Here is a 17334-nt window from a genome sequence, read left to right on the forward strand (position 1 = left end):
TTTTTATGGCAACTAATCAAGACTTATTGGCACGCCGTCTCAAAACCCTACCCAAAGGGCTTGGTGTTTCATTTCCTGTCTTTGCTCAAAAAGCCAACAACAGCGAAATTTGGGATGTGGACGGCAAACGCTACATTGACTTTGTAGCAGGTATTGGTGTGCTCAATACAGGACACAGCCACCCCAAAATTGTAGAGGCAGTCAAGGCACAACTGGACAATTTTTCCCATACATCAGGGCAAATAGTAAGCTACGAAAGCTACGTTGCCTTGTGCGAAAAATTGTGCGAAAAAGCCCCCATCAGTGGCGACAAAAAAGCATTTTTGCTAACCACAGGTGCTGAAACTGTTGAAAATGCTATTAAAATTGCTAGTGCCAAAACAGGGCGTGCAGGCGTCATTGCCTTTGTTGGTGGTTGGCATGGCCGCACACTTTTGACAATGGGTTTGACAGGCAAGGTCATTCCCTATAAAAAAAGCTTTGGTCCAATGCCCGCTTCCATCTTTCATGCATCATTCCCATCGCCAGCAACAGGTGTTAGCGAAGAAGCTGCCTTAAAAGATTTGGAGATGATTTTTAAGGCGGATATTGACCCATCTGAAGTAGCAGCCATCATTGTAGAACCCGTGCAAGGCGAAGGAGGCTTTCATCAATTGACCCCAAGCTACGCCAAAAAACTGCGTGAAATTTGTGATGAGCATGGCATTGTATTGATTTTTGATGAAGTGCAATGTGGTTTTGGACGGACAGGTACGCTGTTTGCTGCCGAGCAACTTGGCGTTGAGCCTGACCTGATTACCAGTGCCAAGAGTTTGGCAGGCGGCTATCCAATTTCAGCACTCATTGGTCGTGCCGATATTATGGACGCACCGCAAGCAGGCGGATTGGGTGGTACTTATGCAGGTAGTCCTTTAGGTTGTGTGGCGGCATTAAAAGTATTAGAAATTATTGAAGAAGAAAATTTGCTAGAAAAAAGTTGTCAAATTGGCGAAAAAATCGCTACTTTCTTAGCAGGATTAAACCACCCTAAAATCGCCCATATCCGCCACAAAGGGGCAATGCTCGCCTTTGACCTTGTGGATAAAGATGGCAATCCTGATGCGTCGGCGGCGACAACACTTAAAAACAACTGCTTTGAAAACGGACTAATGATTGCCACCTGCGGTATGTATTTTAACAGCATTCGTGTGATGGTGCCTTTGACTATACAAGATGAAGTATTGGACGAGGCATTGGCAATTATCTCTAAATCTTTGCCGTAAATAAGGTTGTGAGGTGTGCGGCATTGAATTGGTCAATGCATTGCATACCTTCAAATATAAGGAATCATTGTGGTAAATACAACTTACCATAACAGCAAGGAGATACTATGTCACAAATACAATTTAGAAAATCTTTAAAAACCAGCGATGTCATTGCCTTAGCATTTGGGGCAATGATTGGTTGGGGCTGGGTCGTCTTGGCAGGTGGCTGGGTGCAGTCAGCAGGGCTCATTGGAGCAATGTTGGCAATTTTTTTGGGTGGTCTGGCAATTTTATTTATCGGTTTGACCTACGCCGAGCTTGCTGCATCGATGCCTGTTACAGGTGGTGAACATACTTATACACACCGTGCGATGGGCATTCACATTTCTTTTTTATGCTCTTGGTGTATGCTATTTGGCTATTTAGCAGTGGTAGCATTTGAAGCAGTTGCCCTGCCAACGGTGGTTGAATATCTGATTCCAAACTATAATCAAGGTTATCTTTATAATGTCGCAGGCTGGGATGTATATGCCACTTGGGTGCTGGTTGGAATTATTGGCTCTATTTTAGTCACTTGGCTGAACATTCGTGGTATTGAAGTAAGCTCATGGTTTCAAAAATTGACTGTCTTCGGTATTTTATCAGTAGGTATTATGCTGTTTATTGGGGCATTACTTTTTAATCCAGAAGCAGGGTTTGACAGAGTACCGACCTTTACGGAAAACAAATGGTCGGGTATTATGAGCGTGATGATTATGATTCCATTTTTGTTTGTTGGCTTTGATGTCATTCCCCAAGCTGCCGAAGAAATTGACCTAACTCGCCCAAAAATCGCCCTGTATTTGATGATATCACTCATTATTGCAGTGGTTTGGTACATGGGTGTGGCGTGGAGCGTTGGTTCGGTACTGGATATGACCCAAGCCACTGAGTCCAAACTGGCAACCGCCGATGCCATGACTTTGGCATGGAATGGCAAATGGGCAGGTACATTGCTTGTTATTGCAGGGATTTTGGGCATCTTGTCTAGTTGGAATGCGTTTTTGATTGGTGGCAGTCGCTTGATTTATGCCATGTCAAAATCGTATATGCTACCTGCTTTTTTAGGCAAATTACACCCAAAATACAACACGCCCGCAACTGCCATTTTGCTACTTGGTAGCCTAGCGACACTTGCCCCATTATTTGGACGTAAAATGCTTGTTTGGCTGGTGAATGCAAGTGGCTTTGGGGTTATCATAGCTTATATGTTGGTCGCTTTAGCATTTTTGGTGCTGCGTATCAAAGAGCCAACTTCTATGGTGCGTCCTATCATCATTCCCTTGGGTCAGACGGTCGGTGTGATTGCTGTTATCTGTGCAATCGCAATGGCATCTTTGTATTTGCCTGGTAGTGCTTCCGCACTCACCCCTATGGAATGGGCAATTTTTGCAGGATGGATGGTATTGGGCGTCGTGTTGTACATTTATGCTTTAAACAAATTCCCTGGAAAATCTCAAGCCTTTATGGATGAAGAAATTCATGCCGTCAAAACAAAAAATCAACAATGGTTAAAAGAGCAAGGAATACCAAGTCGGGCATTTGAAAAATAATGCCCAATCAAACCAAACCGCACCCCAAAATTTTATAGGGCTTTGGGGTGTTTTTGATACTTAAATATACAATCTAACTACAACAAATAAAAAAGACTTCCCTATTACTTTATATCAACCGAACCCAAAAAACCACCACAAATCCACATAAAATAAAAGAACAACTTGTTAAGGCAATCCAATATCCAATCTTGCCGAATCCCTCAATCTGACCTCAAAACCACTTAATGAAGCTTAAGTTGGGTGAGTATGTCATTGGTGGTCTTTTATGATTTACTGCTAGGTTGGTATTGTAGTATATTGGGTTTCGGTTGGTATATAAAAACCCCCAGAAAAACACGCCCATTATGAGCGTGTTTTGATTTTATTATCAATCAAGAATTCATCATTAGATATTCAAAGGCAGACAAACCTGCTTTTGAACCTTCACCCATTGCAATATTAATTTGCTTATACGGCACAGTGGTAACATCGCCACAGGCAAAGATACCTGCTTTATTGGTACGGCATTTGGCATCAATTTCAATCTCACCTTGCGGTGTGATATTAACCAAATCTTTCACCATCTCAGAACTTGGCACCAGCCCAATTTGTACAAATACCGCATTCAAAGGCAATGTTACATTTTCACCAGACACTCGGTCTTGGTAAATCAAGCCGTCCACTTTGCCACCATTAGCAGTAATTTGCTGTGTGGCAGCATTTTTGATAATAGTGATGTTATCACGAGCTTCAGCCTTGTCAATCAGCACTTGGTCAGCACGCAATTTGTCGCCAAATTCTAACACCGTAACATGCTTAACAATGCCCGCCAAGTCCAGTGCTGCTTCCACACCAGAGTTACCGCCACCGATGACCGCAACCGGCTTGCCTTTAAAGAATGGACCATCACAATGCGGACAATACGCCACACCATTACCAATATTTTCATCTTCGCCAGCCACACCAAGTTTACGCCATTTCGCTCCTGTGGCAATGATTAGCGTGCGTGAAGTCCAGCTCATGCCTGTATTTAGTGTTACTTGATAACCCTCTTCAACCTCTTCAATGGCAGATACACTCACATGCTCTTTGACAGTGATGTCATATTCTTTGATATGGGTTGAAAGATTTGCCGCCAAAGTATTGCCATTGGTCAGTGGTATAGAAATTAGGTTTTCAATGTCTTGGGTATCTTTGACTTGCCCACCAATACGGTCAGCAACCAACGCTACTTTAAGACCTTTACGAGCGGTATAGATGGCAGCAGCCGAACCTGCAGGTCCACCACCAATGACAGTAACATCTTGAGTTTCAAGCTGTTCTGTCACACCCTTCGCCAATAGGTCTGGATACTCAGCTTGTAATTTATCAATGATGCGTGCGGTATCTACCTTACCATTTAAAAACGGCTTACCATTTAAAAAGACTGCAGGCACACCCTGAATGTTATTATCTGCCACAAGCTCTGAGAAAACACCGCCATCAATCATTTCATTGTCAATGCTAGGATTAAGCAGAGCAAACTGATTTAGGGCTTGTACCACATCAGGACAATTATGGCAAGACAAAGAAACAAAGGTCTGGAATTTTAGTGGCTGTTGAATACGCTTGACCAAATCCTGAATACTCTCATCCAATTTTAGCGTATGCCCACCCGCCTGCAGAATTGCCAAAATCAATGAAGTGAATTCATGACCTCCTGGTATGCCACTAAATACGATGCCTGTATCTTTATTTTCTGTGGTGATTTTAAAGCTCATGGGCGACAAATCAATATCCACAACCGATTTATCAAAACCGATTTTATCCGAGCAATTAGCAATCTGCTCAAGAAAATGAATCAGTTCAGCACGCTTAGCGTGTTCACCTTGACCAATGACCATCTGGATTGGGCGACTCATATTGGCACTATATGTAGTAACAGCATCAAGTAATGATTTATCTAACATGGTATTGACCTAAAATTGAATTTATATTGATAAAAAAGCAGTATCATCACATTATAAGGTTATCCGCCCAAAATGTAAATTTGGATTTTTAAACACCTATTTTTCAAGTATCTATACCGCCCATTTTATGCACTTTTTAACCCTTGCTAAAGCAGGGTAATTTTGATAAGATACTTTTACACCCCAAAAAATAGGGTGTAAAAAACCAATGAAACCCAAGGAGAATGTCATGTTCCCAGAATACCGAGAACTTATTACCAAATTAAAAACTGAAAATGACCTGCATTTTATCAAGCTCTTTGATGAACACAATAATTTAGACGAAGAAATCACCAATCTAGAAAATGACCCTGTGGCAGCTGCTAGCCGTGCTGAAGAGATTGAAGGTCTCAAGCGTAAAAAACTTGGACTCAAAGACGAGCTATATAAATACCTACAAACCAAAGCATGATTGGTCATTAACCATCACTGCTTATGCTACAAGCCCAAGTTGTAAGACTTGGGCTTTTTATTTTAAGTCTTTGTTACACCTAAATCATAAAAGCAATAAAAATCGCCCCAAACGAGACGATTTTTATTGTTTATTCTAGTTTAGATACCAATTTGGTTGATTTTAAATCCCAAGATTAGATTTTACCAACCAAGTCTAGGCTAGGCTTCAAGGTCTCTTGACCTGCTTCCCAAGCCGCTGGACAAACATCACCATCATTATCACGCACATACTGAGCAGCTTTTACTTTACGAATCATGTCTTTAGCAGAACGACCGATACCTAAATCATGAATCTCAGCAACCTTAATCAATCCTTCTGGGTCAACCAAGAAAGTGCCACGAAGTGCAGCGTGCTGACCTTCAATCATGACATTAAAGCCACGAGTAATCGCACCAGTGCCATCACCTAGCATCGGGTATTTTACTTTACCAATCGCAGGCGAAGCGTCGTGCCATGCTTTATGAACAAAATGTGTGTCGGTAGATACAGCATATACTTCCACACCAAGAGCTTTTAGCTCTTCATAATGATCAGCCATATCTTCTAGTTCTGTTGGGCATACGAAAGTAAAGTCGTGTGGGTAGAACATGAAGATTGCCCACTTGCCTTTAACATCGGCAGTAGAGATGGTTTTGAACTCTCCATTAACGAATGCTTCGGTAGTAAATTCTGGGATATGTTGATTGATGATTGCGGTCATAACTTCACCTTTTTTATTGTGGGTTGAATTATGCAGTAGCAATTTACTGCCTACTTTGTTATTATAACGAAAAAAGCCGAGCGTTTCCACCGTTAAAACTGCCAACGGTTTTATTTTGCTTTAATATGATCTAGGTGCACAGACTTTGCATTTTAACATTTAAAAAAGGTATTTTATGATTACCCTACGCCAGTTAGAATTTGCACTTTCAGTTGCCAAATACAAACACTTTAAGCGTGCCGCCGAAGAATGCAATATTTCTCAATCCGCCTTGAGTCTAGGGATTGCCGAACTTGAAAAACAGTTGGATACACAGATTTTTGAGCGTAATAACAAGCAGGTACTCATCACACCCATTGGCGAAGAGATTTTGGACAGAGCACAGCGTATCTTTAGCGAGATTAACGATTTGATAACTCGTGCTCATAGCCATCAATCGCCACTCGCCTACCCCATGTCCATCGGCATTATCCCAACTGTCGCCCCCTACCTACTGCCAAAAGTACTACCCACCTTAAAAGAACAGTATCAAGATTTTGAACTGTCCATCACCGAAAAACAAACCGAACGACTCATCGAGCAGGTACGCTATGGACATATTGATACCGCCATCATCGCCCTACCTTATCCCATAGAAGGATTGCATGTATTTGAGTTTTGGGCGGAGGACTTTTTTGCAATTTTCCCAAAAGGCAAAAAACATATCGATGCCAAACACATCACAAGCGATGAGCTATCCAAGACCAATCTATTATTGCTGGGCGAAGGGCATTGCCTAACCGATCAGGTGCTGTCGGTGTGTCAGATGAATAAAGCAGAGATAAGAACAGGTTTTTCTGATGCTAGCCTAAACACAATCATACAGATGGCATTATCAGGCATGGGTACGACACTCATACCAAAAATGGCACTTGACCAACTGTCTAACACGCATGATATTAATAGCATGCCCTTAGCCGAGAAAGGTCCACATCGCCGATTGGCATTCATTACTCGTCTCAATTACGCCAGAGTTGATGATGTGCGTCTGCTTAGCGAGATATTTAGTAAAACCTTGTCTGCTGATGCCAGCGACTCACAACAAGCGTAAGAGCAATATTTAACCATCAATACGACCCCTTAAAAGACCATGCCAACGCTCATAATCTGGCATGGCTTTTTTTACTTCTTGCCAAAAGTATTGCCCATGATTGACATGAATCAGATGGCATAGTTCATGCACAAAGACATATTCAGTGCATTCATAAGGATAGGCCGGCAGATAAGTAGAAAGCCAAATTCTAGCATCACGAGTATTACAGCTTCCCCATCGGGTTGTCATGGTTTTGATACGCACCTCTTTGGCACTTTTGCCAACGATGGGTTGCCATTTTTGCATCAAGGTGGGGATTTTTTCGGTCAATGCCTGACGATACAACACCAGCACCACTTCTTGATCTAAAGACCAATCAACCGTCTCACCCCACAGCGTCATCAAACCAGACTGCAAGGATTCCTGTCTTTGCTTTAATTTATTACTGGCATGATATGCCCAAGTTAGACGGCCTTGCACCGCCTTAATCACCACCATCTCATCTGCCAAATATGGTACGCTTACCAAGCACTCGCCTGCTTTAATACGAAAATTGATGTTCTTCACCGATTTTTTGGTGATGACAAGGCGAATGCCATGCTCAGCATACAGCAGTGTTAGATTGGTTATATCCATGTGCGTTTTGCTTAATTAAAAAAGGATGCCACAAAGGTCGGTTTAAGGTAAAGTCTAGTTACAATTATACCAGACACAATAAACAATCCACATAAAATAAAAACAGATTGGTATTGCCCAACCTGTTTTTTATTATTCTATGATAATTACAAAGTCTCTAAACTGATTAATTGAGACTTTTTGGGGCGATAATGGTTAATTCAACACGGCGGTTTGGCTCATAACCATTGCCAAACTGGGTGGTTACGCCACGACCGATGGCAGTGATGCGGCTGGCACTTACGCCACGATTGGTCAGATAGTTCGCAACGGCATTGGCTCGGTTTTGTGATAAAATTTGGTTGGCACTCCGACTACCCTCAATAGACGCATAACCATTCACAACCACATTGGTCTGATGATACTGATTTAGGGTGGCCGCCACTTGGTTTAGAGTACTGTATGATCCTGGCTTGATGTCATAGCGACCCACATTAAAAGTAATCGCCTCTGGGATTGATAGATGAATATTATTGGTCATGGGGTCACGAGTAACTCCAATGCCCGTGCCTGCGGTCTGCTGTTTTAGGCGAACTTCTTGCTTGCTCATATATGCACCAACGCCTGCACCAACCACCGCACCAATGGCAGCATCACGACTTGTCTTTTCGCCACCTGTAGCCTTAGAGATAACCAAGCCACCTAAAGCACCTGCCAATGCACCAATACCAGCTTTTTTGGCATTGTCATTAACTTGGACACCTGTACTGGCACAACCTGCAATGACTACGCTAGATGCTACAGATACTGCCAATAGTTTCATTTTGATGTTCATGATAGACTCCTTAAGGTCTTAAAATCAATTCAAAGCAATCCACATGAACCCAAATGTACATTGGGACGCTTATTGTAATGTATTATGAATGAAAAAACCTACTTATCTGTTATAAGTCTGTATCTTATTGGTGTAGTTTTTATGAAGCCATCTACTTCCTACGCATAACCTTCTCTCATTGTTCATCATTTTATAAAATCACACCCAAATTTCACAACACCTGCCATACTACACCAATCATCTGTTAATTAAATGACGATAAATTATCATCAATATTGTATCAAAAAGTTTCAACAGCGGTTTTCTGCATCATTTAAGAAACATTTATTCATCTTTTTAATAAAAATTTGGTAAAATAAATGTAATTTTCTTGCGGTGGCATATTTTGAATATTTTATTGCATCATCGGTAATAATAAATGCAAAAACACTCAAAAACAAGCTCTAGATAAGCCATCAAAATACCAACTCGGATAATCTTATGAATACAGCCACCCAAAAAAAACAACGCAGTACTTTGCCCTTTTTTCAAAAACTATATGACACATCCCCAAAACTTGCCCAAAAACTCTCATTTGCCATCGGTGCAGGCAGTATTGTCGCTAACAGTGTTGGATTATCCATCCCTTTATATACTGCAGGTTTAGCTAAAATGCTCAAAAAATCCAAAATCGCTGATAAAGCCGTCATCGGCATGGCAAATTATTGGATTCATTCAAACAACCTAATCATTGATAAAGTTTTGCCCGCCAAAGACTGGCGTATTAGCGTGCCTGACGACCTAAATCCAAACGGTAAATACCTATTGATTTGTAACCATCAGTCATGGGTGGATACAAGTATTATTCAGTATGTTAGTGAAGGCATCTTGCCCATCACGAGATTTTTTGCTAAGCATGAGCTCATTTATATCCCCATCGTTGGGCAGACCTTTTATTTTCTTGACTTTCCGATGATGAAACGGCACACCAAAGAACAAATCCAAAAAAACCCCGAACTTGCCAACCGAGACTTAAACGAAGCTCGCCGTGCCTGTGAGCTGCTTGCTGATAAGCCCTTTGTGCTACTTAACTATTTGGAGGGTACACGCTTCACCCCTGCCAAACATACCGCTCAAAAATCCCCCTACAAACACTTATTAAGACCTAAGGCAGGCGGATTGGCACTTGCCATCAGTAGTCTTGGTGATAAAATTGACGGCATCTTGGATATGACCTTAGTTTACCCAGATGGCACACCACAATATAGCGACCTATGGCAAGGAAAACTGTCTCGCCTTAGCGTAGATATTCGTCATCTAAACATGGATGGTGAGCTGTTTTTGGCACTAAAAGATGGACAATACAACCAAAATGATGAAGTCAAAGCCAATCTGTTTGCTTGGCTTGATGAGATATGGCAAGCCAAAGACCGCCGTATTGATGCTATGCTCAATGAATTTGACTAACAGTCTTTTGAGATACGGCCTGACAGCCCATCATTGTGCACATCAGATCACTTTCATTTCACCAATAACCAACTAAGATTACCATGCGACAAACACCCCAGCTAGACGAGTTGAGCATTCCACAGCCACACGAAGTTCCACAAGATGTCATACCATTATTTGGTGGTGAGCACCAACAGCGTCCCAGACATCTAAAAATCGCCTACGACATCATCATGCTGGCGTTGCTTGTGGTGGATTTGTTGTTGATTTTTGCCGACAACATTTTAATGAGTGCGTTGAGCGGTTATATTGCCAAATGGACAGGGCTTGAAGGATTATTGATGACTTATCAACACCATCATCATGAGCAACTGACACTCATCGGCGGTATATTTACTGCATTTTGGGTGATTGAGCTGTCTATTCGCTGGGTGCTTGCGATTGTCGATCATACTTATCATCGCTGGTTTTTCTTTCCTTTTGTGCATTGGTACGAGACACTTGGTTGCTTTCCTGCGTTGCGTGCGTTGCGTCTTTTGCGTGCAGGTGTCATCATCAAAAGACTGCATGATGTTGGCATTCAAATCATTCCAAAACGCTGGATTAACTCGGGAAAATTTTATTATAGCGTGGTACTTGAAGAGCTGTCTGACCGTGTCATCTTAACCGCCACTGATAATATCCGTGAACAACTGCGACACTCAAACACACACGACAAACTCATTCAAGACACCATCAATAAAAATCGGGATACCTTTGAGGCCGCCTTGCTTGAACTGTTAAGAGATGAGCTTAGCCCTAGACTTCAACAGGCATTTATGCACCAAACAGGCGAACAGCTATCTAGTGATATTGGACTTGCGGTTGAACGAGCTCTTATAGACACACCCGAGTTCCGAAAATATCTTAAACTCATTCCGATAGCAGGACATCTGATTGAAAATCAAATCACTCATATTGGCAAGCATATCGGTGAAAATGTTACCACCGCCATCAATGCTCATCTGTTCTCACCTCAGACGCTAGATGCCCTGATGGTACAAATCGCCAAAGGCGTCTCAAGTATTGACACCGACCGAACCGCCTTGCAACATCTGATTTTCAACATTGTTGAAGATAGCATCACTGCCTTTGAGCAACAAATTAAAATTCAGCAATGGAAACACAGCGTGCAACTAAAAACAGCCGTGTCAGAACATTGATGGGATTCATAAAAGATGACCAATGCAAACAGCCTGTAAAATAATGCCTGAGCGGTGTTTTTTCACCATTAAAAAAATGCTACAATCTTACTTTTAATAAAAGCATTGTTGTATTCTAACCAAACAATTAACGGTTGATTATCATGAGTAAAGCCATTCAATTATTCGGAAAAATGCTAACCTTTAGCCGAATCAAAATCAATACTGACAACTTGGGCGATATTCAAAAAGAATTGACCAAAACACTACAAGACAGTCAAATCACCAAGAATATTCCTGTCATGATTGACAGTGATACCGACTTAGATTTGGATAAATTGGTTGAGCTGTTATGGAAACTTGGTGTACAGCCTATTGGCGTGGTCGATGGAGCACTCAATAAGCAAGCAAAAAAACTGCGTCTTGCCATCTTACCTGCTGATGGTAAACGCCTAGATCAATTAGCCACCACCGAAAAACCCAAATCGCAAAATACACAATCAGCCAACAAAGCTGACCACCCTGACCTACCTGATGAGACCATCAGCACCCAAAATCTGCATGAACAGCTGATACGCTCAGGACAAAGCGTCCATCACTTCGGTGGCGACCTAACCATCTTAGGTGGTGTCAATCAAGGTGGAGAAGCCATTACCGACAGCAATCTACATATCTACGGTCATGGTTTAGGTCGCTTGGTGGCAGGTGCGACAGGCGACAAGGATGCACACATATTTTGTCAAAAATTCAACCCAACCCTAGTTGCGGTCGCAGGCACTTACTGCTTATCTGAAGATATCCCTAGCGAGCTAATTGGCAAAGCGGTCAAGGTCAGCTACGATCAAGAAATAGGCTTGGTATTTAACAGACTACCCGATTAAGAAAATAAAAACCACCTACTAAGCGGATAGAGCTTTTGGTGGTTTACCCATGGTTGTATTGCAAATGGTGGTCATCTTAGCAACCAATGGTTTTATATTGTGCTTTTTATCTAGCCATCAGATAATCTATGATAAAAAAGCAAAATGTGCTATGCTAAGCTAATAAAATTTAACATTTTTTTGTCAAATCCATAGGCTTATCCACCATAGGTTTTGACATGTGCTATTTTGGATAATAAGGAGTGCCACTGTGGCGAAAATTATTGTAGTTACTTCAGGTAAAGGTGGCGTTGGCAAGACCACCACAAGTGCATCATTTGGTGCAGGTTTGGCGAAGCGAGGTTACAAAACTGCCATCATCGACTTCGATGTGGGTCTGCGAAATCTTGATCTGATCATGGGCTGTGAGAATCGTATCGTTTATGACTTTGTTGATGTCATCAGTGGCAATACCAAACTAACTCAAGCCCTAGTCAGAGATAAACAACTAGAAAACTTATATATCCTACCTGCTTCACAAACCCGTGATAAAGATGCTCTGACCGATGAAGGCGTAGCAGATGTCATCAAAGAGTTATCAGAAGACCTAAGTTTTGACTATATCATCTGCGACAGTCCAGCAGGCATTGAGCGTGGTGCACAGCTTGCCATGTACCACGCCGATGAAGCACTCATCGTAACCAATCCAGAGGTATCGAGCGTGCGAGACTCTGACCGCATCATCGGTATTTTGCAATCTCGTACCAAAAAAGTTGAAGAAGGTTCATCAGTGCGTGAGCATCTCGTAATCAATCGCTACAATCCAGAGCGTGTCGCTCAAGGCGAGATGATGGATCTTGACACCATTGCCAACGAAATTCTGCGTGTGCCACTCATCGGTGTAATCCCTGAAAGCAATGCCGTGCTAGAAGCATCAAACCATGGTCAGCCCGTAATCCACTACCCAGAATCAGCCGCAGGTCAATGCTATGATGACATCGTAGCAAGATTCTTAGGTGAAGAACGTCCACTTCGTCATATAGAAGTGAAAAAGAAAGGTTTTTTTGCTAAGCTATTTGGGGGTTAATCCATGAAAAAAGGATTTTGGGCATTATTATTTGGTGGTAATGAAACACCAAGCAGTGCTGATATTGCCAAAGACCGCTTAAAGGTCATCGTTGCAAGCTCCAACCGTCTAAACACTCGCCTAACTTCTGACCGTATCGAACAAATGAAACGAGAGATTTTAGAGGTGGTCAATAAATATGTCAATGGCGTACAGTTGGACAATGTCAATATCAATCATCATTACGAAGATGATATTGATATGCTAGAGATGAGCATCAGCTTACCTGACCGCAAATAATCTATTGTAGCCAGTTGATACAGCAGTACCCGTCTGTGGTACTGCTTTATTTTAGCCGTATTTGTACTTTAGACAACTTAAAACAAAAAAACAGCCATCATGATGACGGCTGTTTTTGATTCTGTTCTAATAAACTTATTAGATTAGAATTTTAGGTGAGCACCAACACTACCCATGTTAGCATTTGAATCTAGGTAGTTAAAGCCTGCTTCTAGGCTAACATTTGGTGTGGCGTTAAAACCAACTGCAACACCACCTGCTAAACCAGTGGTATTTGATTTAACAGTGCTAGCACCATTAAGTTGTTTCTTCTCTACATCAGTTTTTGCCAGACCTAGCTTACCTTTTGCATAAACTGGTGTATTGTTGAAGTTATAACGGTAAGTACCATAGATACCATAAGTTTCGGCATCAGCTTTGTAGCTGCTTGTACCAACAGTATAATTTTTGTTCTTAGAATCGATATATTCTACTTCTACACCCAAGTTTTGATCAAAGTTGTAGCCACCATAAATGCCATAAGCAGTCGCTTTACCTGGAACGCCATCGATATCAATCTGACCAGCTTTCAAACCAACATAAGGCTGACCTGATGTCAATGAACCATAAGTGATGGCGGCGTTTGCACTTACTGCCAAAACTGATGAGATGCCTAGTGCTAGGATTGCTTTATTTAGAGTTTTCATTGAGTTCTCCTAAAATGCGGTTAAGCACCGCTTGCTTTTGTTTATAAAGTTTTTAAAATACGCCAAGAGCTAAAACTTACGCTCTGTGACATTGAGACTATAGTAACAAAATATTTCTTAATAGCTGTATGTGTTTATAGATTAAAATGTAAATTTTTGCAAACATTATTCCCATATTAACAACATTTTCTCATTTCTTGCAACATTCCGTTAGCATTTCTAGACCCGCCGTCATTTTATTCAAACAATAAGATTGTCAATCCAAACAACGATAGGCAGATTTTTAGTCATTCGTTCGGCATGGTTGATGGTCAAATGGCTATTTATTGCACCATTGGTAAGTTTTTTAAAAAAATAATTTATGCTACAATGCCTAAATAACCGCCCAACCCATCAAAATGATAAACCAACTGTCAGCATGGTATGTTTGATGCCAGTTGCGTCATTTTTAGTTTTAAGGTCATTGACCAAAATCATTAAAAAGACCAGAAAAATGAATACCACCCCAAAATCACTTGTTATCTTTGACCTAGACGGCACACTCATTGACAGCATGCCTGATTTGACAGACGCCATTGATAAGACTTTGCTAATCTTGGGTAGCTGTACTGCTGGCGAAGAGCTTGTACGGACTTGGGTGGGCAATGGTTCATTAAAACTGGTTGAGCGTGCCATCAACTGGGCAGGTATCACTCTCGAGCGATTAGATGAAGCTCATGAGTTATTTTTGACAACTTATCACGACTGCCATGACAACACAACCGCCTATGCCAATGTCAAAGAAGGACTGATTTGCCTAAAGCAACAAGGATTCAAACTCGCCATCTGCACCAACAAACCCACCCAGTTTTTACCACAGATTTTGGCAAATATGGGCTGGTTGGATATGTTTGATTGCGTGGTTGGTGGTGATACCCTATCCACCAAAAAACCCAATCCCGACCCGCTATACCACATTTGTCAAACACTAAGTATTGATGTCTGTCAGTCCATCATGGTAGGCGACTCAAAAAATGACATCTTAGCAGGCAAAAGTGCAAACATGACAACGCTTGCCCTAAGCTATGGTTATAATTACGGTGAATCAATCGCAATCAGCAAGCCTGATGCGATTTTTGATGACTTTGGTTCGTTGGTAGCGTTTATTCTAAACCACCATCGTGATGACTGACCACCTGCACTGTATTGATGATGCCGTCTGCTTATAGCAATTACATGAACGACATCAACAGGTAATATGGATAGCCAACAAAGTTGCCAGTTTACCGCTTTGTTAGGCCTTTAATTATTCATTATTATTCATTTTAGCCACGATAGCTCAATGCTTCAGCCACATGAGTCACACCAATCTCATTAGCATCTGCCAAATCCGCCAAAGTGCGGGCAACTTTTAGGATGCGATGATAACTACGAGCAGATAGATTTAATCTGGCTTGGGCAGTCTTAATCAGCATCTGCTGCGACTCGCCTAGATGGATAAATCGATCCACCTCGCTGAGTGATAGCTGACTGTTTAGCTTGCCCTGTCTGTCTAGCTGTCTTTGATGAGCCTTAACCACACGAGCCCTAACACTTGATGAACTCTCTCCTGCAGGAGCGTTTTGCAGATCATCTAACGGCAATGCAGGCACATGGATATGTAAGTCAACTCTATCAAGTAGCGGTCCTGACACCTTATCTTGATAGCGACGCACCTGATCGCTCTTGCAATGGCAACGATTACTTCCATCACCATGATAACCACACGGACAAAGATTCATGGCGGCGATAAGCTGAAAATCGGCAGGGAACGCCACCTGACTGTTGGCACGACTGATGATGATTTGTTTAGATTCAATGGGCTGTCTTAGTACTTCTAGCACTTTTTTATCAAATTCTGGCAATTCGTCTAAAAAAAGCACGCCTTTATGAGCCAACGAAATCTCTCCTGGTTTTGGGCGTGAGCCACCACCAACCAAGGCCACACCAGAGACCGTATGATGAACCTGCCTAAATGGACGCACGCCATAATCACAAGGCACACCTGCCACCGAATACACGCTCGCCACCTCCAAGGCATCCACATCCATTAACGGTGGCAAAATACTGGGTAATCTGCTTGCCATTAAGGTCTTTCCTGAACCTGGTGGTCCTTTAAATAACAATGAATGCCCACCTGCCGCTGCCACCTCAAGTGCTCTGCGTGCATGGTTTTGACCCTTGACATCTGCCAAATCCAACGGATAAACCGCCTCATCTTGGGTTGGCTGCACGATAGTCGGTGCAATCAAATCACTCTGCTCATGACTTATCCCACACACTACATCTAAATGGCGACATACCGCCTGCAAACTGTCCGCCCCAAGCACCACCACCCCAGACACCCTAGTGGCTTCTTGTGCATTATCTTTTGGGACGATAAGCACTTTTGGCTTGTCCATCTGCTTGATGGCAAGAGCAATCGCCAACGCTCCAGAGATGGGGCGAAGCTCTCCATTTAGGGCAAGTTCGCCCACAAATTCAAAATCCTTTAAAATCCGTTCATCAAGCTGACCGCTTGCCGCCAAAATACCAATCGCAATCGGCAAATCAAGCCTTGAGCCATCTTTTGGCAAATCTGCAGGGGCAAGGTTAATTGTCAGGCGGCGACTAGGAAAATCAAAATCACTATTGATGAGTGCTGAACGCACACGATCTTTACTCTCACGCACTGCCGCCTCTGCCAGACCCACAATCGTCAAAGCAGGCATACCCTGAGACAGATGTACCTCCACCATCACCGATGAAGCGTGCAAACCAACGACCGAACGAGTAAAAACTTGTGCAAACGACATGATATTCCCTTAAATAGATTTTCATCAGCCATGGTTGATAGCCTGTCTTAAGATGACTTTTCTTAAGATAATGTTTTAAATCGCTAGCCATTTCATTGATGATAACCATGAATGGCAACATGGCTATTAGGCGATGACTTTTTGATAATAAGAAGACAGCTCTTGTAAGTCCACTGTGTATTGTACTTGGGTGTTGTATTTGCCCACCACTTCTTGCAGGTTTTTTAATACCAAAGCAACCAACTCGTGTTTGGTATTTTCACTACGCCCAGCCATGATGGCAAGGCGTGCTGAGACAAACAACAAACCATCATCACCAAGTCCAATCAAGCTGGCATCAGTGCGATGAATTCGACTTTTGATGTCTTTAGCTGCCTTAAATTCTCCTGTTGCAAATAGGGCTTGATTCAGATGCATCAGTAACTGAGCCTCGTCAATCTTTAGGTCTTGACTAATCTCTATGGTTAGATGTGGCATGGCTTTTCCTTAAGGTTTTTTATGTCTTAGTAATACAACAA

At 42.1% G+C, this 17334-nt stretch carries 17 protein-coding genes; 10 read left to right on the forward strand and 7 right to left on the reverse strand.

Translation table 11 applies throughout. From position 1 onward, the window contains the following. Positions 1–5: 5 nt before the first annotated feature. Positions 6–1262 (forward strand): 4-aminobutyrate--2-oxoglutarate transaminase, encoded by a 1257-nt coding sequence (gene gabT, locus ACERC6_RS04295; RefSeq protein WP_373627901.1) that lies wholly within the window; start codon positions 6–8, stop codon positions 1260–1262. Positions 1263–1369: 107 nt separating this feature from the next. Further along, complete coding sequence (locus ACERC6_RS04300) at positions 1370–2836, forward strand: APC family permease (protein WP_284673936.1); 1467 nt, start codon at positions 1370–1372, stop codon at positions 2834–2836. 374 nt (positions 2837–3210) lie between these two features. On the opposite strand, the gene ahpF is transcribed toward ACERC6_RS04300, so the two are convergent. Further along, positions 3211–4767 carry an alkyl hydroperoxide reductase subunit F gene (gene ahpF / locus ACERC6_RS04305; protein WP_373627902.1) on the reverse strand — a complete coding sequence of 519 codons (1557 nt, stop codon included), beginning with the start codon at positions 4765–4767 and terminating at the stop codon, positions 3211–3213. Between the two features lie 229 nt (positions 4768–4996). Between ahpF and ACERC6_RS04310 the strand changes: the two genes are divergently transcribed. Next, positions 4997–5218: a YdcH family protein gene (locus ACERC6_RS04310; RefSeq protein ID WP_284674546.1), complete on the forward strand. Its 222-nt coding sequence runs from the start codon at positions 4997–4999 to the stop codon at positions 5216–5218. 175 nt (positions 5219–5393) lie between these two features. Here ACERC6_RS04310 and ahpC read toward each other — a convergent pair whose 3' ends face one another. Then, positions 5394–5960: an alkyl hydroperoxide reductase subunit C gene (gene ahpC / locus ACERC6_RS04315; protein WP_284673934.1), complete on the reverse strand. Its 567-nt coding sequence runs from the start codon at positions 5958–5960 to the stop codon at positions 5394–5396. A gap of 175 nt (positions 5961–6135) precedes the next feature. On the opposite strand from ahpC, the gene ACERC6_RS04320 reads away from it, so the two are divergent. Further along, positions 6136–7050, forward strand: a complete 915-nt coding sequence (locus tag ACERC6_RS04320) for a hydrogen peroxide-inducible genes activator (RefSeq protein WP_284673933.1) — start codon at positions 6136–6138, stop codon at positions 7048–7050. A gap of 9 nt (positions 7051–7059) precedes the next feature. Here ACERC6_RS04320 and ACERC6_RS04325 read toward each other — a convergent pair whose 3' ends face one another. Together ACERC6_RS04325 and ACERC6_RS04330 are read right to left on the reverse strand one after the other, a co-directional pair. Continuing rightward, positions 7060–7668, reverse strand: a complete 609-nt coding sequence (locus ACERC6_RS04325; RefSeq protein WP_373627904.1) for a M48 family metallopeptidase — start codon at positions 7666–7668, stop codon at positions 7060–7062. Positions 7669–7834: 166 nt separating this feature from the next. Continuing rightward, a complete protein-coding gene (locus tag ACERC6_RS04330) occupies positions 7835–8482 on the reverse strand; it encodes an OmpA family protein (RefSeq protein ID WP_373627905.1) in 648 nt (215 codons plus the stop codon). Positions 8483–8962: 480 nt separating this feature from the next. Here ACERC6_RS04330 and ACERC6_RS04335 point away from each other — a divergent pair, with 480 nt between their 5' ends. From ACERC6_RS04335 to minE, 5 genes are all read left to right on the forward strand, one after another. Beyond that, a complete protein-coding gene (locus tag ACERC6_RS04335) occupies positions 8963–9928 on the forward strand; it encodes an acyltransferase (RefSeq protein WP_284673930.1) in 966 nt (321 codons plus the stop codon). 83 nt (positions 9929–10011) lie between these two features. Next, on the forward strand, positions 10012–11112 hold the full coding sequence (locus tag ACERC6_RS04340; RefSeq protein WP_373627906.1) for a hypothetical protein: 1101 nt from the start codon (positions 10012–10014) through the stop codon (positions 11110–11112). 143 nt (positions 11113–11255) lie between these two features. Then, entirely contained in the window at positions 11256–11972 is a 717-nt protein-coding gene (minC, locus tag ACERC6_RS04345) for a septum site-determining protein MinC (protein WP_373627907.1), read from the forward strand. A gap of 250 nt (positions 11973–12222) precedes the next feature. Then, positions 12223–13038: a septum site-determining protein MinD gene (gene minD / locus ACERC6_RS04350; RefSeq protein WP_284673927.1), complete on the forward strand. Its 816-nt coding sequence runs from the start codon at positions 12223–12225 to the stop codon at positions 13036–13038. 3 nt (positions 13039–13041) lie between these two features. After that, positions 13042–13317, forward strand: coding sequence for a cell division topological specificity factor MinE (minE, locus tag ACERC6_RS04355; protein ID WP_284673926.1), 276 nt, complete (start codon positions 13042–13044; stop codon positions 13315–13317). 143 nt (positions 13318–13460) lie between these two features. Here the strand turns inward: minE and ACERC6_RS04360 are convergent, their stop codons facing one another. Beyond that, complete coding sequence (locus ACERC6_RS04360; RefSeq protein ID WP_373627909.1) at positions 13461–14003, reverse strand: porin family protein; 543 nt, start codon at positions 14001–14003, stop codon at positions 13461–13463. A 493-nt stretch (positions 14004–14496) separates the two neighbouring features. Between ACERC6_RS04360 and ACERC6_RS04365 the strand changes: the two genes are divergently transcribed. Beyond that, complete coding sequence (locus tag ACERC6_RS04365; protein WP_373627910.1) at positions 14497–15174, forward strand: phosphoglycolate phosphatase; 678 nt, start codon at positions 14497–14499, stop codon at positions 15172–15174. A 133-nt stretch (positions 15175–15307) separates the two neighbouring features. On the opposite strand, the gene ACERC6_RS04370 is transcribed toward ACERC6_RS04365, so the two are convergent. Both ACERC6_RS04370 and ACERC6_RS04375 read right to left on the reverse strand, forming a co-directional pair. Beyond that, positions 15308–16816, reverse strand: coding sequence for a YifB family Mg chelatase-like AAA ATPase (locus ACERC6_RS04370; RefSeq protein ID WP_373627911.1), 1509 nt, complete (start codon positions 16814–16816; stop codon positions 15308–15310). Between the two features lie 126 nt (positions 16817–16942). After that, positions 16943–17293 (reverse strand): 5-carboxymethyl-2-hydroxymuconate Delta-isomerase, encoded by a 351-nt coding sequence (locus ACERC6_RS04375; protein ID WP_284673922.1) that lies wholly within the window; start codon positions 17291–17293, stop codon positions 16943–16945. Positions 17294–17334: the final 41 nt, after the last annotated feature.

The organism is Moraxella sp. E33BD (genome assembly GCF_041807865.1).
GTDB classification, from domain to species: domain Bacteria; phylum Pseudomonadota; class Gammaproteobacteria; order Pseudomonadales; family Moraxellaceae; genus Moraxella; species Moraxella haemolytica.

Coding starts and splice junctions, on each gene's coding strand:
- gabT (WP_373627901.1), top strand. CDS start 6: ATGGCAACTAATCAAGACTTATTGGCACGCCGTCTCAAAACCCTACCC.
- ACERC6_RS04300 (WP_284673936.1), top strand. CDS start 1,370: ATGTCACAAATACAATTTAGAAAATCTTTAAAAACCAGCGATGTCATT.
- ahpF (WP_373627902.1), bottom strand. CDS start 4,767: ATGTTAGATAAATCATTACTTGATGCTGTTACTACATATAGTGCCAAT.
- ACERC6_RS04310 (WP_284674546.1), top strand. CDS start 4,997: ATGTTCCCAGAATACCGAGAACTTATTACCAAATTAAAAACTGAAAAT.
- ahpC (WP_284673934.1), bottom strand. CDS start 5,960: ATGACCGCAATCATCAATCAACATATCCCAGAATTTACTACCGAAGCA.
- ACERC6_RS04320 (WP_284673933.1), top strand. CDS start 6,136: ATGATTACCCTACGCCAGTTAGAATTTGCACTTTCAGTTGCCAAATAC.
- ACERC6_RS04325 (WP_373627904.1), bottom strand. CDS start 7,668: ATGGATATAACCAATCTAACACTGCTGTATGCTGAGCATGGCATTCGC.
- ACERC6_RS04330 (WP_373627905.1), bottom strand. CDS start 8,482: ATGAACATCAAAATGAAACTATTGGCAGTATCTGTAGCATCTAGCGTA.
- ACERC6_RS04335 (WP_284673930.1), top strand. CDS start 8,963: ATGAATACAGCCACCCAAAAAAAACAACGCAGTACTTTGCCCTTTTTT.
- ACERC6_RS04340 (WP_373627906.1), top strand. CDS start 10,012: ATGCGACAAACACCCCAGCTAGACGAGTTGAGCATTCCACAGCCACAC.
- minC (WP_373627907.1), top strand. CDS start 11,256: ATGAGTAAAGCCATTCAATTATTCGGAAAAATGCTAACCTTTAGCCGA.
- minE (WP_284673926.1), top strand. CDS start 13,042: ATGAAAAAAGGATTTTGGGCATTATTATTTGGTGGTAATGAAACACCA.
- ACERC6_RS04360 (WP_373627909.1), bottom strand. CDS start 14,003: ATGAAAACTCTAAATAAAGCAATCCTAGCACTAGGCATCTCATCAGTT.
- ACERC6_RS04365 (WP_373627910.1), top strand. CDS start 14,497: ATGAATACCACCCCAAAATCACTTGTTATCTTTGACCTAGACGGCACA.
- ACERC6_RS04370 (WP_373627911.1), bottom strand. CDS start 16,816: ATGTCGTTTGCACAAGTTTTTACTCGTTCGGTCGTTGGTTTGCACGCT.
- ACERC6_RS04375 (WP_284673922.1), bottom strand. CDS start 17,293: ATGCCACATCTAACCATAGAGATTAGTCAAGACCTAAAGATTGACGAG.